The sequence below is a fragment of the Pseudomonas sp. RIT778 genome (assembly GCF_019718735.1).
Taxonomy (GTDB): domain Bacteria; phylum Pseudomonadota; class Gammaproteobacteria; order Pseudomonadales; family Pseudomonadaceae; genus Aquipseudomonas; species Aquipseudomonas aphyarum.
Map to the genome: position 1 here is coordinate 16,993 of NZ_JAIHBA010000017.1, position 18,052 is coordinate 35,044.

Sequence of the window (18,052 nt, forward strand, 5' to 3'; positions counted from 1 at the left end):
CCTCGATACAACGCTTTAAACCTCGGGGGAGCATGTGCTCCCCTTTTTTTTGCTTTCAAAGTGCTGCCGCACCGTGCGGCAGCAACCCGTCTGGACTTAGAACGCCATTCGCCACTGCCCCGATACGCCGTGGTTTCGGCTGTCGGTACCGATCTCTCCGGACAGTCCGACACCCAATGTGTGACTGTTCGAGACCGCAAGATCCAGCCCTGTGTCGAGTTTCAAGCTGTCGCGATCCAGTTCGGCGCCGTAAACGGTGAAGTCTTCGGTTTCGGTGACCAAGCGTTGGCGGGTGCTGGTATAGGTCTCGCCGTAAACGTGTTTCCACCCCGCGCTGAATCGTGGCGTGAGACGCATGCCGTTATCCAGCGTGCTGACTTTCGCCATGCGCAGGCCGACGGTGGTGTTGAAGTTGCCTTGGGATTGAGCGTGAACCTTGAGCGCCGCCGCTCCGCCTTTCTCGGTGTAGCCGTGGCGCCGGTAGCGTTGGTAGCCGAGGCCGACAAACGGCTCGATGCTGACGTTGGCCCGACCCAGGTTGTATCCCGATTCGATGAACGCTTGCTGGGTGCTGGCCTGGTAGTTGCCCTTGAGTCGGTCATGGAAGCGATCGAACGCGACTTCGCGACGGGTGCTGCCTTCGTGACGGCTCCAGGTTGCGCCTAACCGAAGTGACAGCGGGCCGGTCTGGCGCAAGGCGTAGGCGCCGAGGTGCCAACTGTCGAGGTCGCCGTCCAGTTCTTTGCTGTCGATGCGCGTGTCGGAGGTGCCGCCCATCAAGCCCAGGTGCCATGTTTCATCGAGGCGCCAGTCCGCGCCGAGCAGCAGTCCTTTGGTGGAGTGTTGCATCGGTTCAAATTCGCGATTGAGTTTCCCGCTGTGGCCAAGGGCTTGCAGCCAGACCCTGCCGGTGTCTGCGTTGCCGGCCGCATGGCGTGGTGAGTTGCCCGGTGAGTCGTGGGCATTGTCGAGTTGGTGCATGGCTGACAGCAGGCTGGCGCTGACCGGCGTGACACTGCTCAGGGTTGCATTGGCGAGGTTGGCATTGCTGCCGCCCGCCAGTTGATAGTAGGCGAGGGCGGCCGTGGTTTCGTCGGCAGCGAGCAGGGCTGCAATGGCTGCATTGCCTGGAGGTGGAGGGGAGTCCGTTGACTGTGGCTGGTCAACCACTTGGGTTTGTTGAGCTGCGGACGTTTCAGCCAGAACCGGTTCCGTTAAGGGCGCTGGTTTTTCCAGGCTTTCTTCGAGAGCGCTGCCGCTCTCTGTCGTGGCGACTTTCCTGGATGGAATGTCGCCGGATGTGTGAGCGGATACCGCTGGGATCTCAGTGCTGACGGGGATTGTTTCCAGTGGCGGAGCGATCCTTTCCTCACTCACTGTTTCTGCCATGAGAAGCGGAGCAGGTTTCACCTTAGGAGGTGTGCGCGGGCTCCTGGGTTTCACCTCTTTCACGACGGGCGCGTCGGGCTCCGACTGCTCTGCCAGAGAAAACTCCACGCAACCGACTCCCAGAGCAACCGCCAGGACAAGATGTTGGAGCTTGTATTTGCATTGAATGGGCATTCAGTTCGTCTCATGTGAAAAGAGAACAAACTGTAAAAGTCGATGCCGGTGCGCCGATGCCGGGCAATTCCGAACTGTGTGCAGGCGATGACGTCTGCTTTTGTAGCCCGGGTGCTGGCAGGTAATGAACCCGCCATGATTACCCAATCGACCAGACGCCTTTACCTACAACACCCGCTGAAATCCGGATTGGCGAAATCTCAGAAACTCATCTGCCACTGCCCGATCAACCCGTGATTTCGGCTGTTGCTGCCAATCTCGCCGCTGTATCCCACCCCCAGCGTATGCCGCGCGGAAATGCCCAGATCCAGCCCTGCTTCCAGCACCAGACTGTCACGATCCAGTGAACTGCCATCGACGTTGAACGCCGTGCCACCCACGACGAAGGCCTGACGGGTCGAGCTGCTGACATCGCCGTAGGTGTGCTTCCAGCCTGCCGCCATCCGTGGGGTCAGGCTCATGCCATTGTCCAGCGAGCTGAGGTGCGCCAGGCGTACGCCGAAGGTGCTGCTGAAGTTGTCCTGGGTCTGGCTGTCGACCTGCAACGCCGCGGCGCCGCCCTTTTCCTGATAGCGGTCGCGGTGGTAGCGCTGGTAGCCGAGGCTGGCGAACGGTTCGGCGCTGAGCCGGCCAGTGCCCATGGCGTAGCCGAGTTCGGCGAAGGCTTGCTGGCTGTCGGCGTCGTAATCGCCTTTGGGACGATCGCTGAAACCATTGAACTCGATGGTGCGTTTGCTTTCGCCCTGATGGCCGCTGTATGCCGCGCCCAGGCGCAGGGCCAGCGGGCCGTTTTGATGCAGCGCGTAAACACCGGCATGCCAGCTCTCGACATTGCCGTCGACGCCGGTGGCGTCCAGGTCGGTCTTCGAATAGCCGCCGAGCACGCCCAGACGCCATTGTGGATTCGGTGCCCAGTCGGCACCGAGCACGCTGCCCTTGGTGCGTTGTTCCAGACCGCTGCTGCCGTGTTCGCCATCGAGTTTGCCGTAGCCGCCGATGGCTTGCAGCCAGAGTCGGCCTCGGGCGTTCGGATCATTCAGGTTTCGCGCTTCGGTCGGTACGCCGTTGGCGGCGAGGATCGGCGTATCACGCTGATTGAGGCCGACCATCAAGCCTGGACTGCCACCCATTTGCTGCATCGCCGAGAGCATGCTGCTGCCGACCTGGCTGCTGGCGCCGAGGGTGGCGCTGGTCAGGTTGGCGTTGCTGGCGCCGGCCAGTTGCTCGATGGCCGCGCCTGCACTGCTTTGAGTGGTGTTGAGCAAGGCGTTGTACAGCGCATTGCTCTTGCCGATCGAGGCCAGACTGTTGGCGGCGTTGCTGCCGTTGCCGGTGGCGGCGAATTCATTGAACGCCACGTCATTGCGGGTGTAAGTCAGGTCGACCTGAGTCGGCGTGTAAGCGAGGGTCGGCGTGAGGAACGCGTAGTCGCTGGTGACCGCGCCGAACGTGCCGTTGACCCGCGCAGCCTGTAGCACCGTGTAATGGCTCTGCCACGGATAAGTGCCGCTGCCGGGGTTGACCGCCAACGTTGCGCCGTTGAGGTTGGCCGTGCCGCCGACTTGGACCGGCGCGCTGCTGCCATCGGCGTTGACGCCGTAGGCGAGGGTGGATGCGCTGCTCATGTTCAAGTCGTGCACGATGGTTGCGGTGCCGAGACGGGTGTCGGTGCGCAACGTGCCATTGACGTTGAGGTTGCCTACCGACCCGCCGCCGGCATACACACCTCCGGCGTCCACGGTCAGGTTGCCGGCGATACCGCCCTGGTTTATCAGCGTGGCGCCGCTGCGCACGGCACCACCGTCGCTGAAGTCGCCGCTGCCGGTGAGCGTCCAGGCGCCTTGTTTGACTTCCAGCCATTCAAAGTTGCGGCTGGCACCGAAGCTGCCGCCCGCCGCGTCGTCCATCACCACGCGGTCATAACCGCTGCCGCCGTCGACCACGCCGACAAAGCGGCTGCCGTTGCGCAGGGTCAGGCTGTCATTGCCACCGCCCAGGTCCAGCGCCAGGCCGTTGCTGCCGCTGATGGTGCCGCCGTTGATCACGTTGTCGGCGAACTCACCGACGAACTTCACGCCGAAACCGTCGAGACCCCGGATGGTGCCGTAGTTCTCCAGCGTGGTGGCCGCCAGTCCTGAACCGCTGCTGCCGTCGTCCACCAGAATCGCGCTGTTGGCGCCGCTGATCAGCGCGTCCTTGGCGTTAAGAATGTACCCGCCGCCCAGCGCAATGCCTTCGCTACCATTGGCGAAGCCACCCTTGTCCACACCACCGGCGCCGACGCCCTGGATGGTGCCGTAGTTTTCGATGTGGGCGATCTTGTCGATGTCCACGCCGTCGCCGTCGCCATTCGGTTGCAAACCGGAATAGGCGCCAGTGATGGTGCCGTGGTTGATCACCGTGCCGTCGCCATCGGAACCGAAACCGGAGCCGTTGCGCCCGGTGATCTGCCCGTAGTTGACCAGCGTCGCCCCCAGGTCGGTGGTGATGCCATGGCGCCCGCCCGAAATCACGCCGTAGTTGGTCACGCTGACGCCGGTCGCGGTGTCGATATCGATGCCGTCGAATTTCTGGTCGGCGTTGTGCGAGTCACCGGTGGAGATCTCGCCGTAGTTGCTGATGGTCGCGTTGGCGCCGGTTTTCATGCCGTCGCTGGCGTCGCCACGAATCAGCCCGCCCGCGCGGTTGATGATCTTGGTTTTGACCCCGTCGCTGCGCAATGCATCGAGGTCCAGCCCCTGGCCTGTGGTCGAGCGAATGGTGCCGCTGTTGTCGATCAACAAGCTGCCGCTGACGAAGTTGCTGTCGATGCGAATCGCGTCGTTGGAGCCAAGAATCTGCCCGCCGCTGCGGTTATAGATGGTGTAGTTTCGCGCCTGGGTCAGGTCGCCGCTGCTGTCGATGGCCCGGCCGCCCGTGGAGATGATCTTGCCGGCGTTGTCGATGATTACGCCGGCACCGCTGGTGCCGTCCTTGAGGCTCACAGCCTTGCCACTGTTGGTGATGCTGCCCGGCGCCGAAATTGTCAGCGTGTCGCTGCCGCCCAATGTCTGCGACGCGGTGGTGGCGGTGTCGATCTGTACGGTCTTGCCGTGGGCGGCACTGGTGGCGAACAGCAGGGCAATGGCAAATGACAGACGCTGGGGCGGGAAGGGCATGGGGAGAACGTCCTTTTTGTTATAAGCGGGGCGTCCTGTATAGCGGAGGGTTTTTACAGAATGATGTCCGTGGCGGTCTCAGCGGCATCTGCATTATTTTGCGTTTATCTCGAGGTTTTATTTCCTTATCTGCACTTTATTGCAGATTAACGAGTCTCTCGAACTTCTGAAATGCACTATATTGCACTTATAGTTCACCAAACGACCGCAGCAATGCATTTAATTGCAGATGAGAACCTCATGCACAATCTGACTTTGCAGATATTCGACGCCGGCAAATGGCACGACGCGATGGTGTTGAGTTTCGACTCGCCCGAAAAAGGCTTCGAAAGCCGCTGCAGCTTTGGCTACGAGTCGGCGTATCTGGTCGAGAACATTGAGGCCATCGGCTCCCCTTTTTCCAAGGCCGTGAGTGCGCTGTTTCCCCTTGATTGGGAAGGCCGGCGATCCATCACGCCTGCATTCGTGCATGACATCGCGCCGGCAGGCGCCGCTAAAAGGTTTCTTCTTGCACGTCTGGGGCAGGAGAAACCTGCAGGCATCAGTGCCGATCTTTATCTGCTTGGTCGCTGCACTCCAGCTCCGATCGGCAACATGCGGATAAAAGAATCGGCCGAGGCTGTCGATGAGCGCAAGCCCATCGGTTTTCAGCGTCAGGAGGTCGTCAGCCGTGACCACCGGTTTCTTGAGTATGCCTATGAAATGGGAGCTGCGATTGGTGGGGCGACAGGGGCCGGAGGTGAAGCGCCCAAGATTCTCCTGGCGGAGGATCGTGCCGGTCTTCTGTACCCCGATGCTGTGCTGGATGATGAAAACGTCCATCAGCACTGGTTTGTGAAGTTCGCCCGGAATAAAGGAAGTCAAACCGATCAAGACATCCTGCGCAGCGAATTCCACTACTACCAGGCGCTTCAGGCACTGGGTATCGAAACCGTCGCCGCAGAAGGTCTGGCATTAGAGGAAGCGAACAAACCCAGCTTGTGGATGCAGCGTTTTGATCGCCAGGTGACGAGCCGTGGGGTAGAGCGTTTTGCCGTGGAGTCGATTTATTCGCTGGCCGAAGTGACGACGCCGGGAAGTGCGATGAACCATATGGATGTCATTCGCATGCTCGCCGAGCTCTGGCGCAATGCGGGGCAAGCGGATCAGATTCCGGCACTGGTGGCGGACTATTTACGTCGGGACCTGATCAACAAAATTCTTGGCAACTCGGACAACCACGGTCGCAATACCGCAATCATTCGTGACGAGGGCTCGTATCGTCTGGCCCCCATTTATGATCTGGCCCCCATGGTCATGGATGACGAAGGTGTGACCCGCACGACCAAATGGCCAAAAGAGCTGGAGAGGGCGGGAGATGTCGATTGGCGAGGGGTTTGTCGCGCATTGGCGGATATTTCCGATCCGGATGATCCATTGGCAGGGTTGTCCGACGCGCCGGAGTCTTTCGAGCGCCTGCGTGAAGATGCGCAGTGCCTGGCCGAGTTGCCGGATATTTTGAGCGCCAGCGGTTTGCCTGACCGGACAATGAATCATCCGGGCGTCCACCTGAAAAACCTGGAGCAACGATTGAAAGAGTGGGATCTGAAATGAGCATGACCGTCGCGGAGCGAACCGTGCTCATCGAAAGCATTCAAGAAGCGCTGGCTGAAGGAACCGTAGAAATCGGTGAAGCCGTTCGCCGTTTACGCGTGGAGGTGACCGGGTTGCATCAGACCCAGTTCGCGAAGATGTGCAAGATTTCGGTACGCACGCTGGTGCACATCGAACACGGCGAGGGTAATCAGACACTGAAATCCCTGAATGCCGTGTTCCGCCCGTTCGGGTTGAAAATGGGCGTGGTTCGGGTTCGGCGAAACAACAGCTGAACCCGCAACCTGTTTAGTGTCGATCGAGTTTCAAGCGCGGCACTCAACCAACCCCTTCACCTGCCCATCCGCCGTCTGATTCTCATCGCTCAACCAGCGTTCGAACCCCGCCGCAATCGCCGGCCATTCCGAGTCCAGGATCGAGTACCACGCGGTGTCGCGGTTCTGGCCTTTGACCACCATGTGCTGGCGAAACACACCTTCGAAGCTGAAGCCCAACCGCTCGGCCGCATATTTGGAGCGGGCGTTGCCGTTGTTGCATTTCCATTCGAGGCGACGGTAGCCGAGGGCGAAGGATTCTTTGGCCAGCAGGTAGACCGCCTCAGTGCTTTTCGGCGAGCGCTGCATCGGGGCGCCGAAGGTGACGTGGCCGATTTCGATGCGGCCCTGAGCCGGGACGATCGACATCAGGCTGAGGATGCCTTGCACCTGGCCGCTGGCGCGGTCGATGACGCTGAAGAAATACGGATCGTTGTGGGCGGCATGGTTGTTCAGCCAGTCATTGAAGGCGCTGCGCTCCGGAAACGGGCCGTAGGGCAAGTAATCCCAGAGTTTCGGGTCGGCGCCGGGGCCTTGCAGGGCGTTGAACAGGTCGTCGCCGTGGCGCGCCGGGTCGAGCTTTTCCAAGCGGATGAAGCGGCCTTCGATCAGGGTGGTGGAGGGTGGCGGCACGCCTTTCCAGTCAGCGAGAGAAATCGTCATGCGCGTGGCTCCTTAAATGGCTTTGCGAAACTGGATGAAACCCGGGCGTTCGGCGATGCGCTCGTAGAGCTGGATCGCGGTGGCGTTGGTTTCGTGGGTCAGCCAGTGCACCTTGCAGCAACCGTCGGCCTTGGCCGTGGCGTAAACGTGTTCGATCAGCAGGCGACCGACGCCGGTGCCACGGGTTTGCGGCTCCACCAGCAGGTCTTGCAGGTAGCAGGAGTTTTCGATGCTCCAGTTCGAACGATGGTAGATGAAATGCACCATGCCCACCGCTTTGCCGTCGGCCCAGGCGAGGACGGCGTGGGTCGGTTCGTTCGGGTCGAGAAAGCGCTGCCAGGTGCTCTGGCTGACGGCGTCCGGCAATTCAGTGTTGTAGAAGCGCAGGTAGGCCTGCCACAGCGGCAGCCAGGCGGCGTGATCGGCGGCGCTGACCGGACGGATGTCGATCTGACTCATGGTGATTTCCTTAACGCATCAATTGAGCGAGGGTTTGATCGTTGATGTCGGGGCTGGCGGCCAGGCCTTCGCGCACGCCGGCGATATCTTCGGCGCTGCGGTTCTGGCTGAGCTTGCGCTTGCCTTCGAGCCGGTCGATCGGAATGGCAAACCCGACGATGGCCTTGAGCATGCCGTCGATGTAATCGGGCGGAGCATCGTCGACCGACCAGGGCTGGGCGCGGCCGGCCTCATGGCGATTGGTGAGGGTGCTGACGATGTCCAGCAGACGGCCGCCATCGCTGAAGGTTTCGGCGTGTCCGTAGGCGTGTACGGCGACGTAATTCCAGGTCGGCACGACTTTGCCGTGCTCGGCCTTGCTCGGGTAAAAGCCCGGGCTGACGTAGGCATCGGCACCGGGGAAGATCAGCATGGCCTCGGCGCCGTCGCGCAGGTCTTTCCATTGCGGATTGGCCTTGGCCAGGTGCCCGTACAGCGTGCCGTTCGGACCTTGTTCGCGATGCAGCAACACCGGCACATGACTGGCTTGCAAGCCTTGTTCACCGTGGGTCACCAGGATGGCGAGGCGGGTGGCGAGGATCAGTTCGTGCAGTTGGGACAAGTCGTCGATGGCAAAGGCGCGGGGCGTGTACATGGAGAAAATTTCCTTGGCGAATGCCTGCATCGTAGGCAGGCTATTGGTCTGTTGTAAGAGCCATTGATGACCAATTTCATAGGTCCATTGTCATGCCCGATTCGACCACGCTGTCGCTGCCGTTCAACCCTGCGGGTATCGAGCTCGACCGCCGCAAAGGTCTGAGCCGTCAGCTCTACCAGACCTTGCGCCTGCGGGTGCTCGACGGACGCCTGGCCAGCGGCACGCGCCTGCCGGCCAGTCGCGATCTGGCGGCAGCGCTGGGGATTTCCCGCAACAGTGTGGTGCGTGCCTACGATCAGCTGTATGCCGAAGGTTTCATCGAAGGCCGGGTCGGGGACGGCACTTATGTGGCGCAGTTGCCGCAATCGGCGACACCGGCGAAAAAATTATCCACAAAAGTATCCACAGGGTTTTCAACAGGCTTACCCACAGCCTTATCCACAATTTTGGCCAATTCCACTGGGAATTTATCCAGCAAAGTTATCCACAGCGGTGCATTGCAGCGGCTTGAGCAGAACCATTTACCGACGCCACCGAGCGGTCCGCCGCGAGCATTCCGGGTCGGTGTTCCGGCATTCGATCTGTTCCCGTTCGACGTCTGGGCCAAGCTGAACGCGGCGTTCTGGCGCAAACCCGATTTGCAGCAACTGTGCTACGGCGACCCGGCGGGCGATGCGCGCCTGCGCGGTCTGATTGCCGCTTATTTACGCAGTTCGCGCGGCATGCAGTGCTCGGCTGAGCAAATTGTGATCACTAGTGGCGCGCAACAGGGAATCAGCCTTTGTGCACAGTTGCTGGTGGAGCCGGGCGCCGGCGTGGGCATCGAGAATCCCGGCTATCGCGCAGCGGGTCATGCGTTCGCCTTGGCCGGCGGTCGATTGCGCGGCATTGCCGTGGACGAAGAGGGCATCGACTGCGCGGCACTGGCGGCCGCCGAAGATTGTCGGGTGGCTTATGTCACGCCGTCTCATCAATACCCGACCGGGGTGGTGATGAGCCTGGCGCGACGCCTCGAACTGCTGGCCTGGGCCGAGCGCACCGGCGGCTGGATCGTCGAGGACGACTACGACGGCGAGTATCGCTACACCGGCGCGCCCCTGGCGCCGCTGGCTGCGCTCGACCGCCAGGGTCGCGTGCTGTACGTCGGCACTTTCGGCAAAGTCGCGTTCCCGGCGCTGCGTCTGGGTTACCTGGTGTTGCCGCCGGGGCTGGTGGAAGCCTTTGCGCAGCGGCGCGCGGTAGATGTCCGGCATTCCGAAGTGAGCACTCAGGCGGTGATGGCCGAGTTCATGGCGGCCGGGCACTTCCAGCGACACATCCGGCGGATGCGTCGGGCAGCCCTGAGCCGGCGTAACGCCCTGATCAACGGATGGCCACACGGATTGGCGGGTGTGGGTGAACTGCCGGCGGTGTCGGCCGGACTGCATCTCACCGTGGCGGTCGACAGCGTGGCCCGTGAGCAGCAATTGATCGAACAGGCCGCCAGCGTGGAAGTGGAAGTCCACGGCTTGAGCAAGTATTGGCTGCCGGACTCAACGACCCCAATCGATCAGCGCGCCGGTCTGGTGCTGGGGTTTGCGGCGGTGCCGGAGCCGGCGATCGAGTCGGCTCTGGCCCGTTTGCGTGAGGTCTGGTGCCGTTAATGGTCTTTCGGTCGCTCCTCTGGCTCTGGTTTGAGGAACAGATCGCGCACCTGCGGATCGACGATGCGCCGTAGTGCATTGTCGACGGCATCGAAGGTATTCAGTGCCTGACGGGTCTTGTCATCGAGCGTCTGCAGATAGGCATCGGAAAATTTCAGGTGGGCGATGGTGTACAGCTCATCCGCATCCTTGAGCTGGTCATAGTGAAAGTGCGCCACCCACAGCGGCTTGTCGGCGTTGGTCTTGTCGAGAATCCGGTACTCCTGAAAAAAGTCCCCGCGATGTCGGGTGCGGATACGGCCGCGCGGGTCCTTGATCACCTCGACCTGCGCATTGTCGTGCAGCCAGTGGAAATAGGTTTCCCGGGGTTTGCGTTGTTTCAGCATGGCCGCGTAGGTCTCGATTCCTTCAGCGCGGGTGCGGGTTGCGCCTTCGCGCAGATTGGCGCTGAGGGAGGCGACGGGCCATGGATCCTTCTTCGCGCTTTTTCTTCGGACAATCGCCTCGTCGACGTCGCTGGCCGCTTGCTTGAGTCGTTCGACTTGCTGCTCGAACATGTCGCGGATGTCTGCGGGAATGCGCCCTGGCCGCTTGGCGTCCTCGCGGGTCTTTCTGTTGAAGCTGTAGATGTTCGCTTCAAGTTGCATGGCCGATGAAAGGAGGTCCTCGTCATCCGTGGGCACCTTCGGTTCGGGCCGTTGCGTGGAAAGTTTGACGAACGCGGCCTCTGTGCCGGAGTTGCTGTCCGGTGCAGGGGCAGCCTGCTCATCCACCTCGGGGCGTGGACGGCTCTTGGAGACCTTCACTTTGGGCTGCGATGCAGAGGGCTGCGCCTGGGACCTGGCGGGTGCCGATCGTTCCTCCGGTTCAGGTAGCTCCGTGGTCAGGCGTTCGCGAGCTACCGCGTGGAATTCGCCGATCAGCTCGCGCACCCTGTCGAGCCGGGCCTGGACGAATTGGCCCGGATGGGCGGCAGGCAACTGTTCCACCTGTTCGCCGAGGCTGGCGAACAGGTCGTTCCACTGCGACAAACGCTCGATACGGGCCGGCTGTCCGTCGGCGGTCACCGCTGCTTTGCTCAGCTGAATCAGCTCATGACTGGCGTCGGCAGCCGTGGCCGTAATGATCCCGATAGCGACGCGAGCGGCATTCATGGCCGCCCCCGGCTGTTCCACGACACAGCGTTCGTAGGACATGCCGATTTCATTGGCCTTGAGATCGAGCGGGCTGAAGTCCGGCAGTAGCAACTCCAGCCGTGTGGCCACTTCTCTGGCCTTGGCGGAGTGGCTGTTCAGGATTTGCAGTGAGCGGTCCAGTGTCTGCAGGTTGGCAATCATCTCGTCGCTCAACGCCGTGGCAGCGGTGGCGATATCGATCTGGCGTTTGCGCGGTACCGGTGTCTGGTGAGTCGCGCTGTCGACGAATATCTGTGTGGCCTTCGCGTACATGCGCATTTTGACCCGCAGCCACGAGCCGAAGCAGCGGTGCTGACCCAGGGTCAGGCTCATCAGCTTGGCCTGGTGGACCGAGCCACCGCCCCCGGCCTCGCGCCAGATTTCCAGCTGGGCCAGAGCCTGGGTGTAGTCGTTGCCCAACTTTGTGGCCCGGTCCAGATAAGTGGCTGCGGAGACCTCGAATCCCGCTTCGCTGGTGTCCCGTGGAAGAGCTACCAGCGCACGCAGCAGTTGTGTTTTCGCTTCGGTTTCCCGTGCTTCGAATTGTTCCAGCTTCGCCCAGGCGTCGTCCATGGCCTTTTTTTTGGAACGGCGGAATGCCTCGATCCGGCTTTTCGGCATGCCGCCGCGCAAGCGCAGTTTCGGATCCCAGTGCCATTTTTCGGCAGTCTCGTCGTATTTCAGTGCCATGCCGATTCGTTGTGGATCGGCCGGATCGACGATGTGAACCGGCTCGTCTGCCGGGGCGAGCACTTGAAACCAGCGCGTGCCGACTTGAGCGCAGGTCTTGCCCTTGAGGGTGTACAGGTGAGTGACCGGTGAGGCTCGTTTGCCGCTCAAGTCAGGTGTGGCGATCTTGAAACGGTCGAGCATTGCAATGAACCGTGCGCTGGAGTCCGGTCGCAGCAACGTGTCAGGTGCCAGTTGAGTGAGATGCCCGACAGGCACGTCGCCGGTGGTGGTCAGCGGATCCAGTGTGACGGACGGTGGGACCTCGAGGGTGGATGGCGGGAAACCGGTTGACGCCTCGTTATCCGGCAGCCGTTCGCCAGCCTCGTACGGCTCGCTCAGGCGCGGCAGCCATGAACGTTTGCGTCGCGCCACGACGTGTTGGGTCAGGATAATGCCGAGCGTCAGCAGGACATCGGCGGTGGATTGCCAGGTCACCAGAGTGTCGTCGCGGTCATGGGCATCGAGCGCCTGCTGGATCTGCGTGATGGTCTGCCAGACCCAGACGGCGGTGCCCGCCGCTCCGCTCATGAAGTTCGCGGCAACGCTGAAGATCGCCCAGCCGCTGTCGGCGAGAAGTGCCCAGCGTCGCTCACTGTTGGATTGCGACTGGCGGTTCGCGAGTTCCACCAATGCCTGGCTGTTTGCCGCGTATAACGCGGCGAGGATGTCGCCTTCGAGGGGCGCGTTCTCCAGTTCGAGCGGACCGGTCAGGTCCAGGTGCATGAACGGTTCGGTGGCCAGTTGCGTGACGATCCATGGCGAGGGCAGGCCGACCGGAAAGGCGTATTGCGAGTATTCAAAACTCAGTGCGGCGCTGCCCAGCCAGGCCAGTACCGAGTTACGCAATTCGCCGGCCTGATACAGCGCATACATCAGGTTCTGCAAAGAGGCGAACTGCGTCAGCGGCGTGTCCAGCAGTGGCCGGTACAACAGGCAGGGACCTTGAGTGTGGTCTCGCGGACAGATGATGAACATGTTGGCGACCGTGTCCGAACGCCGGCTCAAGCGGCGGCGAGGGACAAACGCCAGTGGCCGGATGGTCACCGGATGTTCGCCTGTGGGCAGTTTGCGGCTGATGGCATCCATCAGTTGGCAGACGTAGGCATAACCGCGTTCATCGACGCCGCCCCGGTGCTTGAGTTTGCACTCCAGCGCGAGCATCGGCAGGAGCGTCGGCAATTGGCTCAGGTAGTGGGTCTTGTGCGCAGCCGAGCGGATCGGGTCATCGATCAGAGCGCGTTTGATCAGTTGCGGGTAATGACCGCCGATATCGACCTTCTCCGCGATGGCGGTCAGGAAGTCCACGGTCAGCCAGGCCGGTACGGCTCGGCCATTGTCGAAAGCGATCGTGGCCTGATAGGGCGGGGCATTTTGCAGGGCGAATTCGCCCAGGGTCTCGGTTAACCGGTCAAATGGATTGGGCAGGGTGAAGCCACCGGTTTCGAAGCTGTTGGTCACGCTGATACGCAGGTGTTCCAACGGCAGGTCGGCAGCGCCCTCGGCACGTTTGTCGGCGATGATTGCTTCGCGCATGCGGCGTTCGGCGTAGGGCTTGAGCAGAGGGAAGTCGTCGTCCTTGAATACGCCGGTCTCGGCGTCGTTGCGCAAGTTTGCGAGCTCGGCAATGTAGCGACTGTAGTCTTGCTGGTCATGGACAGAGCCGTCTTGCAACCAGTCGGGAATGGCCTCCTCCAGCTGGTCGAGCCGGGCTCGTTCACGCGAACTGAAATGCCCGTGGCTTTGTCGCCCGGAACTGGCGTGCGCACTGATCGACTGGCTGGCGGGATCCAGTGCTTCGATGGCGCTGAGCTGGTTGCTGATCAGCGCCTGTGCGACGGCATCGAAGACGTTTCCTTCAGGCTCGATCAGGCGCCATTTCAAAGAGCGGTCGGACAACTCCGGGGCGATCCGCTGCGGGAGCGTTTCGCCCAGCCTGGTCAGCGATTCGAATGACTCATAGCCATCGGCAACGGTGTACATCAACACACGCTGCCGCTGTTTGACGGTGGCGGTCAGCACCAGCGCACCGGCAATGAGCAGGTGTGCGCTGTCCTCGTCTTCGACCAGGTCGATGTCCATCAGGCAGGCCTTGAGCCCGATGTAATCGCTATTCACGGTCGAGCGTTGTTTGCGGTCGGGATGCTGCGCGACAAATTGCGCCAATGCACATTCGTCGGCGTCCCAGCCGTTGGCCGACTGCACATTCGCAGCCGAACACAGCAGATCCGACAGCTCTTGCCAGCGTGGCTGGCGATTGGCGGATTCATTCCAGTAATCGAGTTGGCGCTGCTGGTATTCGAGGAACAGAAACGGTGCGAGGTCGTTCACCAGCGAAGTGATGTCATCCATGCTTACCGGCAGCAGTATCGGCGGGATCGCTTCGGGTGTACGGGTCAGGAAGTGTTCGCCTTCGATGTAGTCGGCGGTGGTCTTGTGCAGGCAATGCTGGATAAAGGCGTGGGTCAGTGATTCGAAGGTAAAGACCCTGGCAGCGTTCCGGGCGGCGTCCGATTCACGCAGGGGCGTCGCGAGCTGGGTGCGATCCGGATCGAGGTGTTGCTCGGGATAGCTTTTGCTCAGCGCTTCGCGCAACAACGCCGAGGCGACTTGATGCATCGAGTAGCCCTGGCCGATCAGCTCGACCAGTCGACTCTGTTTCAGCAGGAGAGGGGAAGCACTGGGTGCAGCAGTGGTGGCAGATTCAGTCATGGTCATGTCCACGGGGAAAACCCGGACACTAAAATCCCGGCCACGGCGCGATGCGGTACATAGATCTTGCAGGCAAAAAAAGACCCGCGAGTGCGGGTCTGTTCAGGTTGTCAGGTTTCAGGTACCGGACTTGATCTTGGTCCACGCCCGGGTCCGCGCCCGTTCCGCATCGCGCGGCAGCGGTTGCAGGGTGTAGAGCGTGTTCATCGCCGCATCGGTCGGGTACAGATTCGGGTTGTTGCGAATCGCCGGGTCGACCAGTTCGGTGGCGTCCTTGTTCGGGTTCGGGTAACCGACAAAATCGCTGACCGGCGCAATCACCTGCGGTTGCAGCAGGTAGTTGATGAAGGTGTAGGCGTCCTGCGGGTTCTTCGCGCCTTTCGGGATCGCGAGCATGTCGAACCAGATCGGCGCACCTTCCTTCGGCAGGCGCATGTCGACCACCACGCCATTCTTCGCCTCTTTGGCGCGGTTGGCGGCCTGCGAGAAGCTGCCCGAATAACCGACCGCAACGCAGATGTCGCCGTTGGCGATATCGGCCATGTACTTGGACGAATGGAAGTAGGTCACGTACGGGCGAATCTTCATCAGCAGCGCTTCAGCCTTGGCGTAGTCCGCCGGGTTCTTGCTGTTGGGATCCAGGCCGAGGTGTTGCAGGGCCAGCGGCAGGATCTCCGACGGCGAATCGAGCAGGGCCACACCGCATTGCTTGAGCTTGCTGATGTTCTCTTCCTTGAAGATCAGGTCCCAACTGTCCACCGGCGCGTTGTCGCCCAGCGCGGCCTTGACCTTGGCCGGGTTGAAGCCGATCAGGATGGTGCCGTACATGTAGGGCACGGCGAATTTGTTGCCCGGATCGTTGGCTTCGATCAGCTTCATCAGTTTCGGGTCGAGGTGGTTCCAGTTCGGCAACTGGCTGCGATCCAGCGGCTGGAATACCCCGGCCTCGATCTGCTTGGCGAGGAAGACGTTGGACGGCACCACCACGTCATAGCCGGAGTTGCCGGTCAGCAGCTTGGCCTCCAGTGCTTCGTTAGTGTCGAAGATGTCGTAGACCAGTCTGGTCTGGCTGTTCTGCGCCTTGAAATCTTCCAGTGCCTTGGGAGTGATGTAGTCGAACCAGTTGTAGACGCGCAGGGTGCGTTCTTCCGCGTGCGCGGCGCCGCTCAGCAGCGCCGCGCACAACGCCGGCGCGATGAAGTGCTTGAGTCTGCTCATTGTTCGAAACCTTCGAGCACGTTCACCGCGTTGATGCCGATTTCTTCCACCGCGTAGCCACCTTCCATGACGAACAGGGTCGGTTTGCCGAGAGCCGCGATGCGCTTGCCCATCGCCAGGTAATCCGGGCTGTCGAGCTTGAACTGCGAGATCGGGTCGTCCTTGAAGGTGTCGACGCCCAGCGACACGACGATGATGTCGGCGCCGTAGTTATCGATCTCCTGGCAGGCCTGATCCAGCGCCGCGCTCCAGACATCCCAGCCGGAACCGGCCGGCAGTGGATAGTTGAAGTTGAAGCCTTCACCGGCACCTTCGCCGCGTTCGTCTTCGTAGCCGAGGAAGAACGGGAATTCCGCTTCCGGATGGCCGTGGATCGAGGTGAACAGCACATCGCTGCGCTCGTAGAAAATCGATTGGGTGCCGTTGCCGTGGTGGTAGTCGACGTCGAGGATCGCGACCTTCTTGTGGCCCTGATCGAGGAACGCCTGCGCAGCGATGGCGGCGTTGTTGAGGTAGCAATAACCGCCCATCAAATCGCCGGCAGCGTGGTGTCCCGGTGGACGGCACAGGGCGAAGGCACCAGGGGCGCCACGCTGGATTTCCGCTTGTGCGGTCAGCGCCACTTGCGCCGCGCTGTAGGCCGCTTGCCAGGTGCCGGCGGTGATCGGTGCGCCGCCGTCGAAGCTGTAATAGCCGAGCTGGCCGTGCAGGCTGGCCGGTTTGACCTGACGCAAGGTGCGCGCCGGCCAGGTGTAGGGCAGCAAATCGCCGTCGGTGTTGAATTCGGTCCAGCGCGCCCAGGCGCCTTTGAAAAAGTCGAGGTAGTCGCGGCTGTGGATGCGCTCGATCGGCCCGAGGCCGAAATCCTTCGGCGCCTCGACCGGGCCGAGGTTTTGGTTTTTCACCCGTTGCAGCACGTGGTCGGCGCGTGACGGCATCTCGAAGCAGGGCTTGAGTTGCCCGTCGATCAATTCGCAGCGGCCATGGTGCAGGTGGTGATCGTCAGAGTAGATCGTCAGCATTTGTTGTTCTCCGCAGGGGCTGATTCGGTTGGCTCCAGTGTTGCGGCGCGGGGCGAATCGGAGAACGGCCAGAGAGGCCAAAAGGGGATCGATGTGGCCAAAAATGCTGACCTGATATCGCCCCTCGACGGTTTAACCGTGTGGCCGGAACTGACTCGGTGCCACGCCGCTCCAGCGTACGAAGGCATGGCGGAAGCTCGCGGTCTCGCTGAAGCCGAGGGTTTCGGCGATGCGGTAGATCGGCAACTGATCCTCGCAAAGCATCTGCTTGGCCCGCTCGAAACGCAGTTCGTCGAGCAGCTCCTGATAACTGCAGCCCATGTCCTTCAGATGCCGGCGCAAGGTGCGCGGCGAGCAGTTCATCTGCTGTGCCAGACCTTCCAGCCCCGGCGCGGCGTTGAGTTGCGCGCTGAGCAACTGTCGGATCCGCCCCAGCCACGCCTGGCGGCCGGTGAACTCGGTGTTCTGTTTGCGGCAGCGTTCGGCCATGGCCTGGTGGGTGATGATGTCGGCCAGCGGCAGCGGCTGGTCGAGCCAGCGCCGGTCGAAGGCGAAGGCGTTGTCCTTGGCGCCGAAGTGCAGCGGCGCCTTGAAGTGTTCGGCGTAGCTGTCGCGATAGTCTGGCGCGGTGTGCTCGAAGCGGGTGGCGAGCAGCGGTAGCGGATGGCCGAGCAGGTCATCGCAGATGACTTTCAGCGACACCAGACAGAACTCCGCGTTGAACACCGCCATCGCCGGGCTCTCGCGATAATCGGCGGCGACGAACCAGACACGCTCGCCGTCGTCTTCCAGGCTCAGTTCGAAAAGTGTTCCCAGCAGCGCCGGATAACGGATCGCCAGCCGCAAAGCGTCACCGAAGGTGGCACAGGTCAGTAGCGCGTAACCGAGGATGCCGTAGCAGGAAACGTGCATGCGCCGGCCCAGTTCCAGGCCAATGTCATGCTTGAGCGCGACGGCGTTGGCGCAGACCTGCATCTCCTGGTTGGTGGTTATGCGCGTATCGGCCCGGCTCAGATCCGCCGCGCTGATGCCGCTGCCGGCCAGCAGTGCTTCGCTGGACAGGCCCTGATCCCTGAAGGTGTTGAGCACCAGGGAGACGGCGTTGAGGGTGGTGAGGTGGGAGTGGAGCATTGGGAACGTCCAGTCTGGATGTGATGATTTTTTAG

General features: G+C 61.6%; 12 protein-coding genes. 3 read left to right on the forward strand and 9 right to left on the reverse strand.

The window, feature by feature from the left end; translation table 11 throughout:
- Positions 1–96 precede the first annotated feature (96 nt).
- Together K5E37_RS12850 and K5E37_RS12855 are read right to left on the reverse strand one after the other, a co-directional pair.
- Complete coding sequence (locus K5E37_RS12850; protein WP_409348065.1) at positions 97–1,170, reverse strand: autotransporter domain-containing protein; 1,074 nt, start codon at positions 1,168–1,170, stop codon at positions 97–99.
- 593 nt (positions 1,171–1,763) lie between these two features.
- Complete coding sequence (locus K5E37_RS12855) at positions 1,764–4,721, reverse strand: autotransporter domain-containing protein (RefSeq protein WP_221534006.1); 2,958 nt, start codon at positions 4,719–4,721, stop codon at positions 1,764–1,766.
- Positions 4,722–4,961: 240 nt separating this feature from the next.
- Between K5E37_RS12855 and K5E37_RS12860 the strand changes: the two genes are divergently transcribed.
- Both K5E37_RS12860 and K5E37_RS12865 read left to right on the forward strand, forming a co-directional pair.
- A complete protein-coding gene (locus tag K5E37_RS12860) occupies positions 4,962–6,314 on the forward strand; it encodes a HipA domain-containing protein (RefSeq protein ID WP_221534007.1) in 1,353 nt (450 codons plus the stop codon).
- Entirely contained in the window at positions 6,311–6,589 is a 279-nt protein-coding gene (locus tag K5E37_RS12865) for a helix-turn-helix domain-containing protein (protein ID WP_064379753.1), read from the forward strand. Before K5E37_RS12860 ends, K5E37_RS12865 begins: the two co-directional genes overlap by 4 nt.
- A 30-nt stretch (positions 6,590–6,619) precedes the next feature.
- Here the strand turns inward: K5E37_RS12865 and K5E37_RS12870 are convergent, their stop codons facing one another.
- From K5E37_RS12870 to K5E37_RS12880, 3 genes are read right to left on the reverse strand one after another with little or no spacing between them, the layout of a single operon-like run.
- Positions 6,620–7,291 carry a GNAT family N-acetyltransferase gene (locus tag K5E37_RS12870; RefSeq protein WP_085606225.1) on the reverse strand — a complete coding sequence of 224 codons (672 nt, stop codon included), beginning with the start codon at positions 7,289–7,291 and terminating at the stop codon, positions 6,620–6,622.
- A 12-nt stretch (positions 7,292–7,303) separates the two neighbouring features.
- On the reverse strand, positions 7,304–7,750 hold the full coding sequence (locus K5E37_RS12875; protein ID WP_221534008.1) for a GNAT family N-acetyltransferase: 447 nt from the start codon (positions 7,748–7,750) through the stop codon (positions 7,304–7,306).
- 10 nt (positions 7,751–7,760) lie between these two features.
- A complete protein-coding gene (locus tag K5E37_RS12880) occupies positions 7,761–8,384 on the reverse strand; it encodes an FMN-binding negative transcriptional regulator (protein WP_085606223.1) in 624 nt (207 codons plus the stop codon).
- A 92-nt stretch (positions 8,385–8,476) separates the two neighbouring features.
- Here K5E37_RS12880 and K5E37_RS12885 point away from each other — a divergent pair, with 92 nt between their 5' ends.
- Complete coding sequence (locus tag K5E37_RS12885; protein WP_221534009.1) at positions 8,477–10,030, forward strand: PLP-dependent aminotransferase family protein; 1,554 nt, start codon at positions 8,477–8,479, stop codon at positions 10,028–10,030.
- Here the strand turns inward: K5E37_RS12885 and K5E37_RS12890 are convergent.
- The 4 genes from K5E37_RS12890 to K5E37_RS12905 form a co-directional block, all read right to left on the reverse strand.
- Positions 10,027–14,646 (reverse strand): dermonecrotic toxin domain-containing protein, encoded by a 4,620-nt coding sequence (locus K5E37_RS12890; protein WP_221534010.1) that lies wholly within the window; start codon positions 14,644–14,646, stop codon positions 10,027–10,029. The two genes, K5E37_RS12885 and K5E37_RS12890, sit on opposite strands and share 4 nt — an antisense overlap.
- Before the next feature lie 117 nt (positions 14,647–14,763).
- On the reverse strand, positions 14,764–15,864 hold the full coding sequence (locus K5E37_RS12895; RefSeq protein WP_221534011.1) for a polyamine ABC transporter substrate-binding protein: 1,101 nt from the start codon (positions 15,862–15,864) through the stop codon (positions 14,764–14,766).
- On the reverse strand, positions 15,861–16,886 hold the full coding sequence (locus K5E37_RS12900) for a histone deacetylase family protein (RefSeq protein ID WP_221534012.1): 1,026 nt from the start codon (positions 16,884–16,886) through the stop codon (positions 15,861–15,863). The genes K5E37_RS12895 and K5E37_RS12900 overlap by 4 nt, the downstream gene beginning before the upstream one ends.
- A 132-nt stretch (positions 16,887–17,018) precedes the next feature.
- Positions 17,019–18,017, reverse strand: coding sequence for an AraC family transcriptional regulator (locus tag K5E37_RS12905; protein ID WP_085606215.1), 999 nt, complete (start codon positions 18,015–18,017; stop codon positions 17,019–17,021).
- Positions 18,018–18,052: the final 35 nt, after the last annotated feature.